The 15971-nt window shown below is 72.7% G+C and carries 17 protein-coding genes; 9 read left to right on the top strand and 8 right to left on the bottom strand.

The window, feature by feature from the left end; genetic code table 11:
- Positions 1-368 precede the first annotated feature (368 nt).
- Complete coding sequence (locus tag ACFSL4_RS18175) at positions 369-1598, top strand: phosphodiester glycosidase family protein (protein WP_381083813.1); 1230 nt, start codon at positions 369-371, stop codon at positions 1596-1598.
- A gap of 20 nt (positions 1599-1618) precedes the next feature.
- On the opposite strand, the gene ACFSL4_RS18170 is transcribed toward ACFSL4_RS18175, so the two are convergent.
- From ACFSL4_RS18170 to ACFSL4_RS18150, 5 genes are all read right to left on the bottom strand, one after another.
- Complete coding sequence (locus tag ACFSL4_RS18170; protein ID WP_381083811.1) at positions 1619-1813, bottom strand: hypothetical protein; 195 nt, start codon at positions 1811-1813, stop codon at positions 1619-1621.
- Positions 1814-2071: 258 nt separating this feature from the next.
- Positions 2072-3160: an acyl-CoA dehydrogenase family protein gene (locus ACFSL4_RS18165; RefSeq protein ID WP_381083809.1), complete on the bottom strand. Its 1089-nt coding sequence runs from the start codon at positions 3158-3160 to the stop codon at positions 2072-2074.
- Positions 3157-4338, bottom strand: coding sequence for an acyl-CoA dehydrogenase family protein (locus ACFSL4_RS18160; protein WP_381083807.1), 1182 nt, complete (start codon positions 4336-4338; stop codon positions 3157-3159). The genes ACFSL4_RS18165 and ACFSL4_RS18160 overlap by 4 nt, the downstream gene beginning before the upstream one ends.
- The gene (locus ACFSL4_RS18155; RefSeq protein WP_381083805.1) at positions 4335-5312 is read right to left on the bottom strand and encodes an NADPH:quinone oxidoreductase family protein; all 978 of its coding nucleotides are present in this window, start codon (positions 5310-5312) and stop codon (positions 4335-4337) included. The genes ACFSL4_RS18160 and ACFSL4_RS18155 overlap by 4 nt, the downstream gene beginning before the upstream one ends.
- Before the next feature lie 84 nt (positions 5313-5396).
- The gene (locus tag ACFSL4_RS18150) at positions 5397-5969 is read right to left on the bottom strand and encodes a helix-turn-helix domain-containing protein (RefSeq protein WP_381083803.1); all 573 of its coding nucleotides are present in this window, start codon (positions 5967-5969) and stop codon (positions 5397-5399) included.
- A 77-nt stretch (positions 5970-6046) separates the two neighbouring features.
- Between ACFSL4_RS18150 and ACFSL4_RS18145 the strand changes: the two genes are divergently transcribed.
- Genes ACFSL4_RS18145 through ACFSL4_RS18125 form a run of 5 tightly spaced genes read left to right on the top strand, consistent with a single transcriptional unit; the run spans position 6047 to position 10691 of the window.
- Positions 6047-6982, top strand: coding sequence for an NAD(P)/FAD-dependent oxidoreductase (locus ACFSL4_RS18145; protein WP_381083801.1), 936 nt, complete (start codon positions 6047-6049; stop codon positions 6980-6982).
- Positions 6983-7011: 29 nt separating this feature from the next.
- Positions 7012-8550 carry an ATP-dependent DNA ligase gene (locus ACFSL4_RS18140; RefSeq protein WP_381083799.1) on the top strand — a complete coding sequence of 513 codons (1539 nt, stop codon included), beginning with the start codon at positions 7012-7014 and terminating at the stop codon, positions 8548-8550.
- Positions 8547-9068, top strand: coding sequence for an NUDIX hydrolase (locus ACFSL4_RS18135; RefSeq protein WP_381083797.1), 522 nt, complete (start codon positions 8547-8549; stop codon positions 9066-9068). The genes ACFSL4_RS18140 and ACFSL4_RS18135 overlap by 4 nt, the downstream gene beginning before the upstream one ends.
- Positions 9050-10435 (top strand): NADP-dependent succinic semialdehyde dehydrogenase, encoded by a 1386-nt coding sequence (locus tag ACFSL4_RS18130; RefSeq protein ID WP_381083795.1) that lies wholly within the window; start codon positions 9050-9052, stop codon positions 10433-10435. The genes ACFSL4_RS18135 and ACFSL4_RS18130 overlap by 19 nt, the downstream gene beginning before the upstream one ends.
- A gap of 25 nt (positions 10436-10460) precedes the next feature.
- Positions 10461-10691 (top strand): DUF6213 family protein, encoded by a 231-nt coding sequence (locus ACFSL4_RS18125; protein ID WP_381083793.1) that lies wholly within the window; start codon positions 10461-10463, stop codon positions 10689-10691.
- Positions 10692-10739: 48 nt separating this feature from the next.
- Here ACFSL4_RS18125 and ACFSL4_RS18120 read toward each other — a convergent pair whose 3' ends face one another.
- Positions 10740-11411: a transcriptional regulator gene (locus tag ACFSL4_RS18120; RefSeq protein WP_381083791.1), complete on the bottom strand. Its 672-nt coding sequence runs from the start codon at positions 11409-11411 to the stop codon at positions 10740-10742.
- A gap of 216 nt (positions 11412-11627) precedes the next feature.
- On the opposite strand from ACFSL4_RS18120, the gene ACFSL4_RS18115 reads away from it, so the two are divergent.
- Together ACFSL4_RS18115 and ACFSL4_RS18110 are read left to right on the top strand one after the other, a co-directional pair.
- Positions 11628-12692 carry a type III polyketide synthase gene (locus ACFSL4_RS18115; RefSeq protein ID WP_381083789.1) on the top strand — a complete coding sequence of 355 codons (1065 nt, stop codon included), beginning with the start codon at positions 11628-11630 and terminating at the stop codon, positions 12690-12692.
- A 70-nt stretch (positions 12693-12762) separates the two neighbouring features.
- Positions 12763-13302, top strand: a complete 540-nt coding sequence (locus ACFSL4_RS18110) for a cupin domain-containing protein (protein ID WP_381083787.1) — start codon at positions 12763-12765, stop codon at positions 13300-13302.
- A 12-nt stretch (positions 13303-13314) separates the two neighbouring features.
- On the opposite strand, the gene ACFSL4_RS18105 is transcribed toward ACFSL4_RS18110, so the two are convergent.
- A complete protein-coding gene (locus ACFSL4_RS18105) occupies positions 13315-14577 on the bottom strand; it encodes an acyl-CoA dehydrogenase family protein (protein ID WP_381083785.1) in 1263 nt (420 codons plus the stop codon).
- A gap of 184 nt (positions 14578-14761) precedes the next feature.
- On the opposite strand from ACFSL4_RS18105, the gene ACFSL4_RS18100 reads away from it, so the two are divergent.
- Positions 14762-15406: a TetR/AcrR family transcriptional regulator gene (locus ACFSL4_RS18100; RefSeq protein WP_381083783.1), complete on the top strand. Its 645-nt coding sequence runs from the start codon at positions 14762-14764 to the stop codon at positions 15404-15406.
- Positions 15407-15413: 7 nt separating this feature from the next.
- Here the strand turns inward: ACFSL4_RS18100 and def are convergent, their stop codons facing one another.
- Complete coding sequence (def, locus tag ACFSL4_RS18095; protein ID WP_381083781.1) at positions 15414-15953, bottom strand: peptide deformylase; 540 nt, start codon at positions 15951-15953, stop codon at positions 15414-15416.
- Positions 15954-15971: the final 18 nt, after the last annotated feature.

The following is a 15971-nucleotide window of genomic DNA, read 5'->3' as shown; positions in this document are numbered from 1 at the left end:
GGGCAGCCGGGCAGCCGGGCAGCCGGGCAGCCGGGCAGCCGGGCTCCAGGATCACCCGCTCACCGGGCCGCGGGTGCCGTCGGCAGCCATGGCAGCCCGCCCTCGGCCCGCCCGCGCCCCGCCCGCGCCGGGACGACCTCCGCCGACGCGGACACCGAGGCGCCGGATGATGGCCAACCCGCCGCGGAGCGGCAAGCGTTCAAGCCTTCAAGCGTTCACCACGGGATGTCGCCACGGCCGAACCACCCGAAGGAGTGCGTTTTCTCATCCGTTCCCGCGTCGTCGGCCGCCGACCACCGCACGTTCCACGGCCGTCTGGTGCACTTCCCCTGAGTCCTGACCGAGTTGACGAGACATCAGGGGGAACAGTGGCACGTCGCGACAGACGGCTCACAACGGTGTTCGCGGCGCTCGTCGCCTGGAGCGCGCTGGCCGGTGCTGCCCTGACCGGAGCCGCACCGGCCAGTGGTGCACCGAGAGCCAGGGCGATCGCGCCGGGCGTCGAGTACAGCGTGCTCGATCTCTCCGCGTCCCACGGTGTGGCCCGCGCGCACCTCCTCAGCATCGATCTGCGCAACCGGAACGTGCGGGTGGACCTGCTGTATCCGGGGGCCGTGGCGGCGCGGGCCACCGTCTCGCGGCTCGCCGACGCACAGCACGCCGTGGCCGGGATCAACGGCGACTTCTTCAACATCAGCGAGACCCAGCACCCGGGGGTGGAGGCGACCGGTTCGGCCGTCGGCCCGGCCGTCGCGAACGGGCACACCCTCAAGGCGGCCGTGCCGCCCGGGCAGCGCTTCGGGCCCGCGCTGCCGCCCGGCACCACCACCGAGGACGTGCTCGGGGTGGGCACCGACCGCACGGCCCGTCTCGACCGGCTGGCCCTCACCGGGTCCGTCCGCACGTCCCGGGAACGGCTCGCGATCCACGGCCTCAACCAGTACGCGCTGCCGGAGGGTTCGATCGGGGCTTACACGGCGGAGTGGGGCGGGGTCTCCCGGCTGCGAGCCGTCTGCGGCACCGACACCGACCGGGCCGCGCCGTGCGGTTCGGACACCTACGAGGTCACGATCAGGAACGGCCGGGTCGTCGCCACGGCCGACCGGCCCGGCAGCGGTGCCGTCGCCGCCGGCACCACGGTCCTGGTCGGCCGCGAGGCGGGGGCGCAGTCGCTGCGCCACCTGGCCAAGGGCGAGGCCGTCACGGTCGGCAGCCGGCTGGTTGCGGCCTCGTCCGGGGTCCCCTTCGCCTTCGCCGTCGGCGGCTTCCCGGTGCTGCGCCACGGCGCCCCGCTGTCCGGCCTCGACAACGCGACGTCCGCGGTGCGCACCGGCGTCGGCATCGGGGACGGCGGCCACCGCCTGCTGCTCCTCGCCCTCGACGGGGCGTCCGCCTACCGCACCGGGCTCACCGTCGCCGAACTCGCCTCGACCCTGCGGAAGATGGGCGCCACGGACGGTTTCAATCTCGACGGCGGCGGGTCCACGACCCTGGTCGCGCGGGCGCCGGGCGCGAACGCGGTGACCGTGCGCAACCATCCGAGCGGGGGCGCCGAACGCCCGGTCCCGGAGGGCATCGGGGTGTTCTCGTCCTCCTGAGCGGGGGCGCCCGGCGCGCGTCAGGGACGCAGGCCGCTGACGATGTCGGCGGTCGCCGCCAGGCCCTGGTGGATGGTCGGGGCCATGCTGCTGCTGGCGAGGTAGAAGCCGAGCATGACGCAGACCAGCGCGTGTGAGATCTTCAGCGCGCCGTTGCGCAGGAAGATCACCGCCGGGATCAGGAGCAGCAGCACCACCGAGATGGAAACGGCCATCGTCAACCTCCTCCGCCACGCCCACTTCGCGGCTTTCGGCCGCAAGTGTGGCGTAGCGGAGGGCTCACCCGGGCGGCTGACGTGTCCCCCGATCGTGTGGTTCTACTTGCTCGTAGCCGTTGTGCGCGTGGGCACGCCAGGTTGGCCTTCGGCAGGGAGCATGCGGTCGGCCGGGCCACAAGGGGTGCTGCCGTGCGAGGAGTTGGCCGGATGGCCGCCCCTCGTTCACCCCCGTCGGCACCGGACACGGGGCGGGCGTTACGACGGCGGCCGCAGGTCGACCAGCTCGGCCAGTGCCTCGCGGTGGGCGCCCGCGGTGCCGTAGGCGATCGAGTCCGCCTTCGCCCGCTTGAGGCGGAGGTGGACCGGGTGCTCCCACGTCATGCCGATCCCGCCGTGCAGTTGGAGGGCCTCCTCGGCGGCCCGGACGGCCACGGGTCCCGCGTACGCCTGGGCGACGGCGACCGAGATGCCGGTGTCCTCGCTGCCGTTGGCGAGCGCGTCGGCGGAATTGCGGGCGGCGGCGCGCAGATTGACGACGTCCAGCCACAGCTGGGCGAGCCGGTGCTTGAGCGCCTGGAATCCGCCGACGGGCCGGTTGAACTGCTTGCGCTCCGCGAGGTAGCGCACCGTTTCGGTCAGGCACCAGTCGGCGACGCCGAGTTGCTCGGAGGCGAGCAGCCCGGCTCCGGCGCGCAGGGCCCGTCGTACGGCGGGCTCGGCTGCACCCAGCCGCCGTCCGGGGGCCCCGGCCAGGGTGACGGTCGCGAGGGGCCGGGTCAGGTCCAGGGACACCTGCGGGGTGATGATCGCGGCGTCCGCGTCCACCGCGTACAGCCCGCCGTCCTCGGCGGGGACCAGCAGTACGTCCGCGGCCGCCGCGTCCGCGACCGCGGTCAACTCTCCGTGCAGGGTGACGCCTTCGACTCGTACGGTGTTCAAGGCGGCGCCCGGGGCGACGTTCAGCGCGACCGCGAGGGCGCCGATCGTCCGGCCGGACGCCAGCCGGGCGAGCAGCCCGGCGGCCTCGTCGCCGGTGCAGGCCAGCAGCGCCTCGGTGGCGACGACGGCGCTGGTCAGATAGGGCACGGGCGCCACCGCCCGCCCCAGCTCCTCCAGGACCACGGCGGCTTCGCGGTGCGTGGCGCCCTGGCCGCCCCGCTCCTCGGGCACCAGCAGGCCCGCGAGGCCCATGCCGTCCCCCAGCGCCTTCCACAGCGCCAGGTCGTGCGGGGTGTCCGACTCCGTGCGGGCGATCACACCCGCCGCGTCGCAGTGGTCGGTGAGCAGGTCCCGGACGGCGGAGCGCACCGCCTCTTCCTCCTCCGAGTACAGCAGGTCGGTCATCGGGCGAGGTCCTTCCAGGCGACGTCCTTGTCGGTGCGCGGCTCGGCGGGCAGGCCCAGGACGCGCTCGGCGACGATGTTCAGCAGGACCTCGCTGGTCCCGCCCTCGATGCTGTTGCCCTTGGCGCGGAGGTAGCGGTAGCCGGCGTCGCGGCCGGTGAAGTCGACCAGCTCCGGACGGCGCATGGTCCAGTCGTCGTACAGGAGGCCCTCCTCACCGAGGAGTTCGACCTCCAGACCGCTGATCTCCTGGTTGAGGCGGGCGAAGCCCAGCTTCATCCCGGAGCCCTCGGGGCCTGGCTGGCCCGCGACGAGCTGCTGGCGCAGCCGCTCGCCGGTGAGCCGGGCGACCTCGGCCTCCACCCAGAGCTTCAGCAGCCGCTGGTGCAGGTCGTGGGTGCGCAGGTCGGGGCGCTCCCGCCAGGTCCTGGCGACCGGGCCGATCATGCCGCCCTCACGGGGGATGCGCATTCCGCCGATGGACACGCGCTCGTTCATCAGCGTGGTCTGGGCGACGCGCCAGCCGTCGCCGGCCTCGCCGAGGCGGCGGGAGTCGGGGATGCGGACGTCGGTGAGGAAGACCTCGTTGAACTCGGCCTCGCCGGTGATCTGCCGCAGCGGCCGGACCTCGACGCCGGGGTCGGTCATGTCGCAGATGAAGTAGGTGATGCCCTGGTGCTTGGGCACGTCCGGGTCGGTACGGGCGATCAGGATCGCCCAGCGGGCGAGGTGGGCGCTGGAGGTCCACACTTTCTGGCCGTTGACCACCCATGTGTCGCCGTCCGCGACGGCGCGGGTGCCGAGCGCCGCGAGGTCGGATCCGGCGCCGGGCTCGCTGAACAGCTGGCACCACACCTCCTCGCCCACCCACAGGGGCCTGAGGTAGCGCCGCTTCTGCTCCTCGGTGCCGTAGCGCAGGATCGTCGGTGCGGCCATGCCGAGGCCGATGCCGATGCGCCGCGGGTCGTTGTCGGGGGCTCCCGCGGCCTCCAGCTCGGCGTCGACGACCGCCTGGAGCGAGCGCGGGGCGCCGAGGCCGCCGAGTCCCTCGGGGTAGTGCACCCAGGCGAGCCCGGCGTCGAAGCGGGCCCTGAGGAAGTCGAGGCGGCCGGTTGTGGCGGGGGGCCTCGCGGCCAGCAGCTCCCTTGTGCGGCTGCGCAGTTCGGCGGCGTCGGTCATGCCGCTCCTCCTTCGTCGAGACCGGGGATCACGGCGACGCGTCCCGTGGTGACACCGTCGGCGACCCGCTGCACCGCGGCGGCGGCGCCGCCGAGCGGCACACGCTCGCTCACGAGGGGCTTGATCACGCCCCGGGCCGCCAGTTCGGTGAGCTGCTCGTGGCAGTGCTGGATCAGCTTGGGGTTCTTGGTGTTGTACAGGCCCCAGTGCAGGCCGAGGACCGAGTAGTTCTTGACGAGGGCGTGGTTGAGCGCGGGGCTGGGGATGGATCCGCTCGCGAAGCCCACCACGACGATGCGGCCCTCGAAGGCGACCACCTTCGCGGACTGCGTGTACGCCTCGCCGCCCACCGGGTCGTAGATCACGTCGGCGCCCCGGCCGCCGGTGGCCTCCTTCACGGCGGCGACGACGTCCTCGCCCCGCCGGTCGATCACGACGTCGCAGCCCAGCTCCCGGGCCACGGCGGCCTTGCCGGCGCCGCCGACGACGCCGATGACCGTGGCGCCCGCGGCCTTGCCGAGCTGCACCGCCGCGCTGCCGACCCCTCCGGCGGCAGCGTGGACGAGCAGCGTCTCACCGGCCTGGAGCCCGGCCCGGCGGTGCAGGCCGAACCAGCCCGTCTGGTAGCCGATGTGCAGGGCGGCGGCCTCGGCGTCGTCGAGGGCGTCGGGTGCGGGCAGCACGGCCGCCGCGTCGGCGACGGCGTACTCGGCGAAACCTCCGTACGGCAGGGCCGGATTGGCGATCACCCGTCGCCCGTCCTCGGTCTCGGCGCAGATCTCCACGCCCGGTGTGAACGGCAGCGGGGGCCTGACCTGGTACAGGCCGCGGCACAGCAGCGCGTCCGGGAAGTTGATGTTGGCGGCTCGCACCCTCAGCAGCACCTGACCGTCGCCGGGCGTCGGCCGCTCCGTCTCCTGCAGCCGCATCACCTCGCTCGGTTCGCCGTTCTCGTGCACGTGCCATGCCTGCATGCGGGCCCTCCACGGACTGCGTCGTCTGACCGGGTCGATCGCATACTAAGCGGTCGCTTGCCGATCAGGGAACAGTCGTGTGCGTCACGCGCGGGCGGGCCGCGCCCGGACGTGCATCCGCTCGCCCTGCGGGCCGAACAGGCTGAGGAACTCCGCAGGTCCCTCCCCCGTCGAGCCGAACCAGTGCGGTACCCGGGTGTCGAACTCGGCCGCCTCTCCCGCCGCCAGCACCACATCGTGCTCCCCCAGCACGAGCCGCAGCCGCCCGGACAGCACATACAGCCACTCGTAGCCCTCGTGCGTCCGCGGGTCCGGTTCGAGCTTCCGCTGCGGTTCGAGGACCTTGAACGCCTGGAGGCCGCCCGGTTGCCGGGTGAGCGGCCAGTACGTACGGCCGTGGCGCACGATCGGCCTGGCGCGCACCCGCGGATCCCCCACCGGCGGGGCGCCGACCAACTCGTCGAGCGCCACCATGTGGGCCCGCGCGATCGGCAGCAACAGCTCCAGGCTCGGCTTGCGCAGCCCCGACTCCAGGCGCGAGAGGGTGCTGACGGAGATGCCGGTGGCCTCGGACAGTCCCGCGAGGGTCACCTCGCGCTCCTTGCGGATCTGCCGCAGCCGCGGGCCCACACCCGCCAGAACCTCGTCGGTACTCATGGATCAATTGCAGTTCCGGCAACCTTGTTTGTCAATCCGGCGGCTGTCGGGCGACGGTCTGCGTGGAGGTGGTCACCATGACCGGGACATACGAAGTGGCCGTCGTCGGAGGCGGTGCGGCCGGGCTGTCCGCGGCCCTGGTCCTCGGACGGGCGCGACGGCGCACACTCGTCGTCGACGCGGGCGAGCCGCGCAACGCGCCCGCCGCGCACCTGCACGGCCATCTGTCGCGCGACGGCATGCCGCCCGCCGGGTTCCTCGCCGCCGGCCGCGAGGAGGTCGCGCGCTACGGCGTGGCGCTCGTCCGGGACCGGGCGGTGGACGCCGTGCGGGACGGGAAGGGGGAGTTCGGTGTGACGCTCGCGGGTGGACGCCGTGTGCTCGCCCGGCGGCTCCTGATCGCCACGGGTCTGCGGGACGAGTTGCCGGCCGTTCCCAAAGTCGCCGAGCGCTTCGGACGCGATGTTCTGCACTGCCCGTACTGCCACGGCTGGGAGGTGCGCGACCGGGCCTTCGGGGTGCTCGCCTCGACGCCGACGAGCGTGCACCAGGCGCTGATGGTGTCCCAGTGGTCCAGGAACGTGACCCTGTTCCTGCACACGGTCGCCGAGGACGAGCTCTCGGACGAGGACCTGCGCAGGCTCGCCGCCGCCGGGGTCGCAGTGGTGCCCGGCGAGGTGACCGGGCTGACGGTCGGCGGGGACCGCCTCACCGGGGTGCGGCTCGCGGACGGCACGGCACACGAGCGTGCCGTGCTGTTCGTCGCGCCCCGCGCCGTCCCGCGCACCGGGCTGCTGCGGCGGCTGGGCGCCGAACTGCGCGAGACACCGTTCGGTGCGTACCCGGTGGTGGACGAGAGGGGTCTGACGACCGTGCCGGGGCTGTGGGCGGCGGGCAACGCCATCGGGTTCGCGGAGCAGGTGGTGAACGCGGCGAGCCGTGGTTACCGGGCGGGCGCCGCGATCAACGGGGAACTGCTGATGACCGATCTCGACGCCGCCTCAAGGGTGTGAGGCGGCCGCCGCCGTTGCACCATGGCTGCATGCTGCTGAGCCGGCTCGCCCGGGTGTCCCGCGAGGTCGCCGCCACGTCGGCGCGGTCCCGGAAGATCGCGCTGCTCGGCGGGTTGTTCCGGGACGCCGACGCGGAGGACGCGCCGATCGTCATCCCTTATCTGGCCGGGCGGCTTCCCCAGGGGCGGCTCGGCGTCGGGTGGAAGATCCTGGGCCAGGGGGTCCCGCCCGCCGCCGAGCCGACGCTCACCGTGCGTGACGTGGACGCCCGGCTGACCCGGATCGGTGCCGTCACCGGCGTCGGCTCGCAGGCCGAACGCAAGCGGCTGGTGGGCGAGTTGCTCGCGGCGGCCACCGACGAGGAGCAGCGGTTCCTGGTCGCGCTGCTCACCGGCGAGGTGCGGCAGGGCGCGCTCGACGCCCTGGCCGTCGAGGGGCTGGCCGAGGCGACGGGGGCGGCCCCGGCCGACGTGCGACGGGCCGTCATGCTCGCCGGGTCGCTGCGGACCGTCGCCCGGGCCGTGCTGGCCAACGGCCCCGGGGCCCTGGACGCCTTCCGGCTCACGGTCGGCCGGCCCGTCCTGCCGATGCTCGCGCACACCGCGTCCTCGGTGGCCGAGGCCGTCGGGAAGCTGGGCGCGTGCGCCGTCGAGGAGAAGCTCGACGGCATCCGCGTCCAGGTCCACCGCGACGGCGACGTCGTACGGATCCACACCCGTACCCTCGACGACATCACCGGCCGGCTGCCCGAACTGGCCTCCGCGGCCCTCCGGCTGGCGGGCGAGCGGTTCATCCTGGACGGCGAGGTCATCGCCCTGGACGAGGACGGTCGGCCGCGCTCCTTCCAGGAGACCTCGGGGCGGGTGGGCTCCCGGCTGGACGTGGCGACGGCCGCCGCGGCCGTTCCCGTCTCCCCGGTCTTCTTCGACGCGCTGTCCGTGGACGGCCGGGACCTGCTGGACCTGCCGTTCACGGACCGCCATGCCGAGCTGGCCCGGCTCGTACCGGAACCGATGCGGGTGCGGCGCACGCTCGTGGAAGGGCCCGGGGACCTGGCCGCCGCGGAGGCGTTCCTCGCCGAGACCCTGCGGCGCGGCCACGAGGGCGTGGTGGTCAAGGCCCTCGACTCCCCGTACAGCGCGGGCCGGCGCGGTGCCTCCTGGCTCAAGGTCAAGCCCGTGCACACGCGCGACCTGGTGGTGCTGGCCGCCGAATGGGGCCACGGCCGCCGCACCGGCAAGCTCTCCAACCTGCACCTCGGCGCGCGCAACCCGGACGGCTCCTTCACGATGCTCGGCAAGACGTTCAAGGGGATGACGGACGCGATGCTCACCTGGCAGACCGGGCGGCTGAAGGAGCTGGCCGTCGAGGACAACGGCTGGGTGGTGACCGTACGGCCCGAACTCGTGGTCGAGATCGCCTACGACGGACTGCAGAGGTCCTCCCGGTACCCGGCCGGCGTCACCCTGCGGTTCGCCCGGGTGGTGCGCTACCGCGAGGACAAGCGCCCGGAGGAGGCCGACACCGTGGAGTCGCTGCTGACCGCGCACCCCGGGGCGGCGCCGTGAGCGCCCGGGGGCGGCGCAGCGCGGGCATCCTGCTGTTCCGGCGCACGGACCACGGCCCGGAGGTCCTGCTCGGCCATATGGGCGGCCCGTTCTTCGCCCGCCGGGACGCCGGCGCGTGGACCGTGCCCAAGGGAGAGTACGAGGACGGCGAGCCGCCCTGGGACGCCGCCCGCCGGGAGTTCCAGGAGGAACTGGGGCTGCCCCCGCCCGAGGGGGAGGCCGTCCCGCTCGGCGAGGTGCGGCAGGCCGGCGGCAAGACCGTCTCGGCCTGGGCGGTCGAGGCCGATCTCGACCCGGCGGCGGTCGAGCCGGGCACCTTCACCATGGAGTGGCCGCCGAGGTCGGGACGCGTCCGGGAGTTCCCCGAGCTGGACCGTGTGGAGTGGGTCGGCCTGGAGCGGGCCCGGGACATGATCGTGAAGGCGCAGGCGGCGTTTCTCGACCGGCTTCTGGAGCACTCGGAAGGCCGGGACCCAGCCCGTCACCCAGGAGGTCCGTCATGGCCATCGCGACCGTGAACCCGGCGACCGGCGAGACGCTCAAGACGTACGACGCCCTGGACGCGGAGGCGATCGAGCGCAGGCTCGCCGCCGCCGAGACCGCGTTCCGCTCCCATCGCACGACCTCGTTCGCCGAGCGGGCGCGGCTCATGCACCGGGCGGCCGGCCTGCTCGACGAGGACCAGCGGGACATCGCCCGGCTGATGACCACAGAGATGGGCAAGCCCGTCAAGCAGGCCCGCGCGGAGGCGGCGAAGTGCGCCAAGGCGATGCGCTGGTACGCCGATCACGCCGAGGAGCTGCTCGCCGACGAGGAGCCCGCCGACTCCGATGTGAAGGACTCGGGCGCCTCCCGGGTGATCGTGCGCTACCGGCCGCTCGGCCCGGTGCTCGCCGTAATGCCGTGGAACTTCCCGCTGTGGCAGGTGGTCCGGTTCGCCGCGCCCGCGCTGATGGCGGGCAACGTGGGACTGCTCAAGCACGCCTCGAACGTCCCGGGCACCGCCCTCTACCTGGAGGACCTCTTCCGCCGGGCGGGCTTCCCCGAGGGCTGTTTCCAGACCCTGCTCATCGGCTCCGGCGCGGTCGGGCAGGTGCTGCGCGATGCGCGGATCAGGGCCGCCACGCTCACCGGCAGCGAACCGGCGGGCCGGGCCGTCGCGTCCGTCGCCGGCGACGAGATCAAGAAGACGGTCCTGGAGTTGGGCGGCAGCGATCCCTTCGTCGTCATGCCGTCCGCGGACCTGGACCGGGCCGCCCGGGTCGCGGTGACGGCCCGCGTGCAGAACAACGGCCAGTCCTGCATCGCCGCCAAGCGGTTCATCGTGCACACGGACGTGTTCGACGCCTTCGCCGAGCGGTTCACGGCCGGCATGACGGCGCTGACGGTGGGCGACCCCATGGACGAGGAGACCGAGATCGGGCCGCTGTCCAGCGAGGAGGGCCGCGCCGGCCTGGAGGAACTCGTCGACGAAGCGGTCGAGAGCGGCGCCACGGTGCTGTGCGGCGGCGAGCGTCCCGACCGGCCCGGCTGGTACTACCCGCCGACCGTCCTCGCGGACGTCACCCCCGAGATGCGCATCCACCGGGAGGAGGCGTTCGGCCCGGTCGCCACGCTGTACCGGGCCGCCGGCCCGGACGAGGCGGTGGAGATCGCGAACGACTCGCCGTTCGGACTGAGTTCGAACGTCTGGACGCGCGACGAGACCGAGGTCGACCGCTTCGTACGGGATCTGGAGACCGGCGGCGTGTACGTCAACGGGATGACGGCGTCCCATCCGGCGTTCCCCTTCGGCGGGGTCAAGCGGTCCGGTTACGGCCGCGAACTGTCGGGGCACGGGATCCGCGAGTTCTGCAACATCACCACCGTGTGGCACGGGGCGTGAGTGTTCCGCGGTTACGATCGCCCTTGTGAACCGCGAAGTGACCCTGCCTCTGATCGTCGACGACCGCGGTACGTTGCAGGTGGCGGCCGCCGACGTCAGCAAGCTGCTGCGCACGCTCGGCGGCCGGTGGCTGCGTCTGGTGGAGGCCGGTGAGGACGGGCTCGACGAGGACACGGTGGCGGCACTCACCATCGAACTGGCGAAGCTCGCCGACCGGATCGACGTGGCCTGCATCGCGCACAGTTCGCGCTCGTAGCCGGGGGCGACCGCAACGCCCCCCGGCGGACTTCGCCGGCCGGAACGCTCAGCCCCGTGCGTCCAGTTCCCACAGGGCGTGCCAGAAGCGGACCTCGAACCCCTGCAGCAGCCGGCCGTAGCGGTGGGCCAGGGTCTCGTCCAGGCGCCCGGTGTCCAGGCCCTCCTGGACCGCCGCGCGCGCCCTCTGCTCCAGTTCCGGGGACGGCTTGGCGAAGAAGTCGAAGAAGCCGCAGGCCCTCTCGTGGTAGCCGTAGTGGTGGCGCAGGGCCTGCGCGATCGTCGCGCAGTAGTGACCCCAGGTCGTGAAGTTGGCGCTCAGGGCCAGCGCGACATCGGCCGGTTCCCCGTTCAGGGCCAGCCAGGCGACGTACGCGGGGTAGGTCTGGCAGTCCACCGGCGACTCATGGGCGGCCGCCCCCTCCTCGTCCGCTCCGCAGGCGGCGGCGTACGCGTCGAGCCGGTCGCGGGCGACGGCCTCGCCCTCCGCGAGCAGGGTGAAGAAGGCCGCGCACGCGGGCCGGTCCCGCGACCGCTCGGCCAGATGCCGGAACGCCCGGCGGTCCGAGGCGATCACCCGGCGCTGCTCCAGGGCGAGGGCCGCGAGTGTGCCGGACCGGGCCGCGCCGCGGGCGATCAGCGGCAGCAGCCGGTTGGCATGCGGATCGGGGGCGAGTTTCGCCGCGGTCGTCTCCAGGAGGTTCCTGGCCGTCCGGGTCATCGGTACTCCCTTTCCTCCCCCCACACTCCCTTTCCTCCCCCACCGCCATCACCGAGCGTACCCATGCTCTCACGTTCCGCCATCGCCGGAGTGGAGTATTCCACCGCGAGATCCCCGGGCCGCCGGGTGATCGTGGGGGAACAGCCCTCAGACGGGTGAACACCCTTCCGCCGGGGGATGACGACTCCCCCGCCAAGGCGAAAGAAGGCGCGCTCCATGGCGACTCTGTGCCGACCCGCGGTTTCCGTGCCGGAACATGTGCTCACGATGGAGGACACGCTCGAACTGGCGCGCTCACGCCACCCGGACCACCCCCAGCTCCCGCTGGCCCTGCGCCTGATCGAGAACACCGGGGTCCTCACCCGGCACATCGTGCAGCCCATCGAGGAGACCCTGAGGCATCCCGGCTTCGAGGACCGCAACAACCTCTACGAGGCCGAGGCCAAGGCCCGCGTCCCCCCGGTCGTCCAGCGGGCACTGGACGACGCCGAGCTTCTCACCACCGACATCGACATGATCATCTATGTGTCGTGCACCGGGTTCATGATGCCCTCGCTGACCGCGTGGCTGATCAACACGATGGGCTTCAAGACCGACACCCGGCAGGTGCCCATCGCCCAGCTGGGCTGCGCCGCGGGCGGCGCGGCCATCAACCGGGCCCACGACTTCTGCTCGGCCTACCCGGACGCCAACGCGCTCATCGTGGCCTGCGAGTTCTGCTCGCTGTGCTACCAGCCCACCGATCTCGGCGTCGGCTCGCTGCTGTCCAACGGCCTGTTCGGCGACGGTGTGGCGGCCGCGGTCGTCCGCGGCAGCGGCGGCACCGGCATCACACTGGAACGCAACGGCTCGTACCTGATCCCCAAGACGGAGGAGTGGATCGCCTACGACGTCCGCGCCACCGGCTTCCACTTCCTCCTGGACAAGCGGGTGCCGACCACCATGGAACCGCTCGCACCCGCCCTCCAGGAACTGGCGCGGCAGCACGGCTGGGACGCGTCCGACCTGGACTTCTACATCGTGCACGCGGGCGGCCCGCGGATCCTGGACGACCTGAGCACGTTCCTGCACGTGCCGTCGGAGGCCTTCCGCTTCAGCCGGGCCACGCTCACCGAGTACGGCAACATCGCGAGCGCCGTCGTCCTGGACGCGCTGCGCCGGTTCTTCGAGGCGGGCGGCGCCGAGCGCAGCGCGCGCGGGCTGCTGGCCGGCTTCGGACCGGGCATCACCGCGGAGATGACGCTGGGCCGCTGGCATGTCTCTGCGAACGGGAAGAAGTGAAGCGAGATGACGAGCGACGAGACGGTCGCCGGGCCGCCGCCACCGGCCCACCGCCGGTGGTGAGCGGCCGATGACGACCGCGGAAGAGGGGGCGCCGACCGAGGGACTGCTCGTGCCGCCGGGCCACGGACGCGTCGTGCGGACACCGGCCCAGCACGTGACGTTCAAGGTGACCGGCGCGCACTCTCGCACGGCGTCCACGTTCGAGGTGGTGGTGCCGCCGGGCTTCGACGTCGGCGCGCATGTGCACACGCGCAGCGAGGAGCTGTTCTACGTGCTCGAGGGCGAGCTGGACGTGCTCGCCTTCGAGCCGCGGGTGCGCACCCCCGACCACTGGCAGAGGTGGGAGTCCCGGTCGGGCGGCCGGGTGGTACGGGCCACGCCGGGCACGGTCATCCTCGTACCGCCCGGCTGTCCGCACGCGTTCGCGAACCCGACTCGGACGCCCGCGAAGATGTTCTTCCAGGCGTCGCCCCCACCGGACCACGAGCGCTACTTCGAGGAGCTGCTGAAGATCCTCGCCGACGGGGGCCCGCCCGACCACAGGGCGATCGAGGAGCTGCGCAGACGGTACGACATCGAGCAGCTGACGCCCCTGAAGCACCGCTGAGCCCCCACGGCGCTACCTGATGGGCATCCCGGACAGCGTCCGCGCGATCACCAGCCGCTGGATCTCGCTCGTCCCCTCGAAGATCGTGTAGATGGCCGCGTCGCGGTGCATCCGCTCCACCGGGTACTCCCGCGTGTATCCGTTGCCCCCGAGGATCTGTATCGCCTGGGCCGTGACCTTCTTGGCCGTCTCGCTGGCGAACAGCTTCGACATGGAGCCCTCGGCCGCCGTGAACGGCTTGCCGTTGACCGCCATCCACGAGGCGCGCCATACCAGCAGCCGGGCCGCGTCGATCTGCGTCCGCATGTCCGCGAGCTGGAAGGCGACGCCCTGGTTGTCGATGACCGGCCGCCCGAACTGCTCGCGGGTCTTCGCGTAGTCCAGCGCCACCTCGTACGCCGCCCGGGCCGTGCCCACGGCCATCGCGCCCACGGCGGGACGGGACGCCTCGAACGTGGCCATGGCCGCGTTCTTCACACTCTCCCGCTCTCGGCCTCGCTCGAGCGGGGGGACCCCCATGCCAACCGCCTTGGCCTTCTCCCGGGCCCGGGCCAGGCGCTCGTCCAGCTTCTCCTTGCCGCCGAGCAGACAGGAGCCGGGGACCCGGACGTTGTCGAGGATGACCTCGGCGGTGTGCGAGGCGCGGATGCCGTGCTTCTTGAACTTCTGCCCCTGGGCGAGGCCCGGCGTGCCGGGCGGGACGATGAAGGAGGCGTGGCCCTTGGAGCCCAGGTCGGGATCGACCACCGCGACGACGACGTGGACGCCCGCGATGCCGCCGTTGGTCGCCCAGGTCTTGGTGCCGTTGATCACCCACTCGTCCTTGGCCTCGTCGTACACGGCGCGTGTGCGCATGGAGGCGACGTCGGAGCCCGCGTCGGGCTCGGAGGAGCAGAAGGCGGCCACCTTCACCTCGTTGGTGTCGCCGTACATCTGCGGGATCCAGGTACCGATCTGCTCCTCGGTGCCGTTGGCGAGGACGCCCACGGCGGCGAGGCCGGTGCCCACGATCGACAGGGCGATGCCGGCGTCGCCCCAGAACAGCTCCTCCATGGCCATCGGGATGCCCAGGCCGGTGGGGTCGAAGTACTGCTGCGCGTAGAAGTCGAGGGAATAGATACCGACCTTGGCGGCCTCCTGGATGACCGGCCAGGGAGTCTCCTCACGCTCGTCCCATTCGGCGGCCGCGGGGCGGATCACATCGGCGGCGAACCCGTGCAGCCAGTCGCGGACCTCCTTCTGTTCGTCGTTGAGCTCCATGGTGAACTCGGCCATGTTCCCTCCAGCACTGCGCTAATCTGTTACTTGCGGTAACCGCAGTATGTTACTCGTGAGTAGGGAAGTCAACTCCCGAACCGGGGCGAACCGCCTCCGTGAGAGGTCGGCCTCTCGTTCGATACAGACCTGTGTTTCAGTGTTAGTTTGCGCAGGCACGACAGAGCACGGGTGGGGAGAGACCATGGACACCACGCAGCGGGCCGATCAGCAGCGGTCCGCCGACCGCCGACGGCGCGAGCTGCTGGAGGCCGCCGACAGAGTGGTGCTGCGCGACGGCCCCGGGGCCTCGATGAACGCCATCGCGGCCGAGGCCGGCATCACCAAACCGATCCTCTACCGCCACTTCGGCGACAAGGGCGGGCTGTACGCCGCGCTCGCCACGCGCCACACGGACGCACTGCTCGACTCGCTGCGGGCGGCACTGGACGCCCCCGCGGACCGGCGGGAGCGCGTCGAGTCCACGCTGGAGACCTACCTCGCCGCGATCGAGGCACGGCCGCAGGTCTACCGCTTCCTCATGCATCCGGCGGAGGGCGGCTCGCAGAGCGACCAGGGCTTCGACACGGGCCGGCACTCCATTCCGCTGCTGCGGCGCATGGGCGAGGAACTCGCCCAGGTCATCGAGGAGCGGCTGGACCTCGGACCGGACACCCACCAACTCGCCCGGGTGTGGGGCCACGGCATCGTCGGCATGATGCATGCCGCCGGGGACTGGTGGCTGGGCGAACGACCCTGCTCTCGCGCCGAGTTGGTACGCAGCCTGGCCGATCTGCTGTGGGGGCGGCTGGCCGCGGCCGGGGACCGGGTCGGCGGGCCGGGGTTCTGAGGGGCGGCTACCGGCTCCAGGGCGCCCGGGACGCCTGCCGCATCACCCTGCGCCGGCGCAGGCCGCTGAGCCGGTCCACGTACAGGCCGCCCTCCAGGTGGTCGCACTCGTGCTGCAGGCACCGCGCGAACCAGCCGGTGCCCTCCACCCGGACCGGCTCCCCGTCCGCGGTGGAGCCCTCGACGACCGCGCGGTCGTACCGCTCGGTGCCGGCCTCAAGGCCCGGCAGCGACAGACAACCCTCCGGGCCCCGCAGCACCAGCCCGTCCGCCGCCACCAGGCGCGGATTGACCACGTGCCCCCGGTGGCGCACGTCCTCGTCGTCCGGGCAGTCGTACACGAACACCCGCACGGCCTCCCCGACCTGGTTGGCGGCAAGGCCCACGCCCCGCGCCGCGTACATCGTGGCGTACATGTCCTCGACGAGCCGGGCCAGTTCGGGGCCGAAGCCGGTGACCTCCGCGCACGGCGTGCGCAGCACGCGGTCGCCGAGCAGGGTGATGGGCCTCACGCGCCCTCGGGCGCCCGGGATCGAGCGGTGTCGCATGGCGGCAAGGGTACGGTC

The sequence above is a fragment of the Streptomyces caeni genome, from assembly GCF_042678285.1.
GTDB classification, from domain to species: domain Bacteria; phylum Actinomycetota; class Actinomycetes; order Streptomycetales; family Streptomycetaceae; genus Streptomyces; species Streptomyces caeni.
This window is presented reverse-complemented; position numbering and strand designations above follow the sequence as displayed.

Coding starts and splice junctions, on each gene's coding strand:
- ACFSL4_RS18170 (WP_381083811.1), bottom strand. CDS start 1,813: ATGGCCGTTTCCATCTCGGTGGTGCTGCTGCTCCTGATCCCGGCGGTG.
- ACFSL4_RS18165 (WP_381083809.1), bottom strand. CDS start 3,160: ATGACCGACCTGCTGTACTCGGAGGAGGAAGAGGCGGTGCGCTCCGCC.
- ACFSL4_RS18160 (WP_381083807.1), bottom strand. CDS start 4,338: ATGACCGACGCCGCCGAACTGCGCAGCCGCACAAGGGAGCTGCTGGCC.
- ACFSL4_RS18155 (WP_381083805.1), bottom strand. CDS start 5,312: ATGCAGGCATGGCACGTGCACGAGAACGGCGAACCGAGCGAGGTGATG.
- ACFSL4_RS18150 (WP_381083803.1), bottom strand. CDS start 5,969: ATGAGTACCGACGAGGTTCTGGCGGGTGTGGGCCCGCGGCTGCGGCAG.
- ACFSL4_RS18145 (WP_381083801.1), top strand. CDS start 6,047: ATGACCGGGACATACGAAGTGGCCGTCGTCGGAGGCGGTGCGGCCGGG.
- ACFSL4_RS18140 (WP_381083799.1), top strand. CDS start 7,012: ATGCTGCTGAGCCGGCTCGCCCGGGTGTCCCGCGAGGTCGCCGCCACG.
- ACFSL4_RS18130 (WP_381083795.1), top strand. CDS start 9,050: ATGGCCATCGCGACCGTGAACCCGGCGACCGGCGAGACGCTCAAGACG.
- ACFSL4_RS18120 (WP_381083791.1), bottom strand. CDS start 11,411: ATGACCCGGACGGCCAGGAACCTCCTGGAGACGACCGCGGCGAAACTC.
- ACFSL4_RS18115 (WP_381083789.1), top strand. CDS start 11,628: ATGGCGACTCTGTGCCGACCCGCGGTTTCCGTGCCGGAACATGTGCTC.
- ACFSL4_RS18110 (WP_381083787.1), top strand. CDS start 12,763: ATGACGACCGCGGAAGAGGGGGCGCCGACCGAGGGACTGCTCGTGCCG.
- ACFSL4_RS18105 (WP_381083785.1), bottom strand. CDS start 14,577: ATGGCCGAGTTCACCATGGAGCTCAACGACGAACAGAAGGAGGTCCGC.
- ACFSL4_RS18100 (WP_381083783.1), top strand. CDS start 14,762: ATGGACACCACGCAGCGGGCCGATCAGCAGCGGTCCGCCGACCGCCGA.
- def (WP_381083781.1), bottom strand. CDS start 15,953: ATGCGACACCGCTCGATCCCGGGCGCCCGAGGGCGCGTGAGGCCCATC.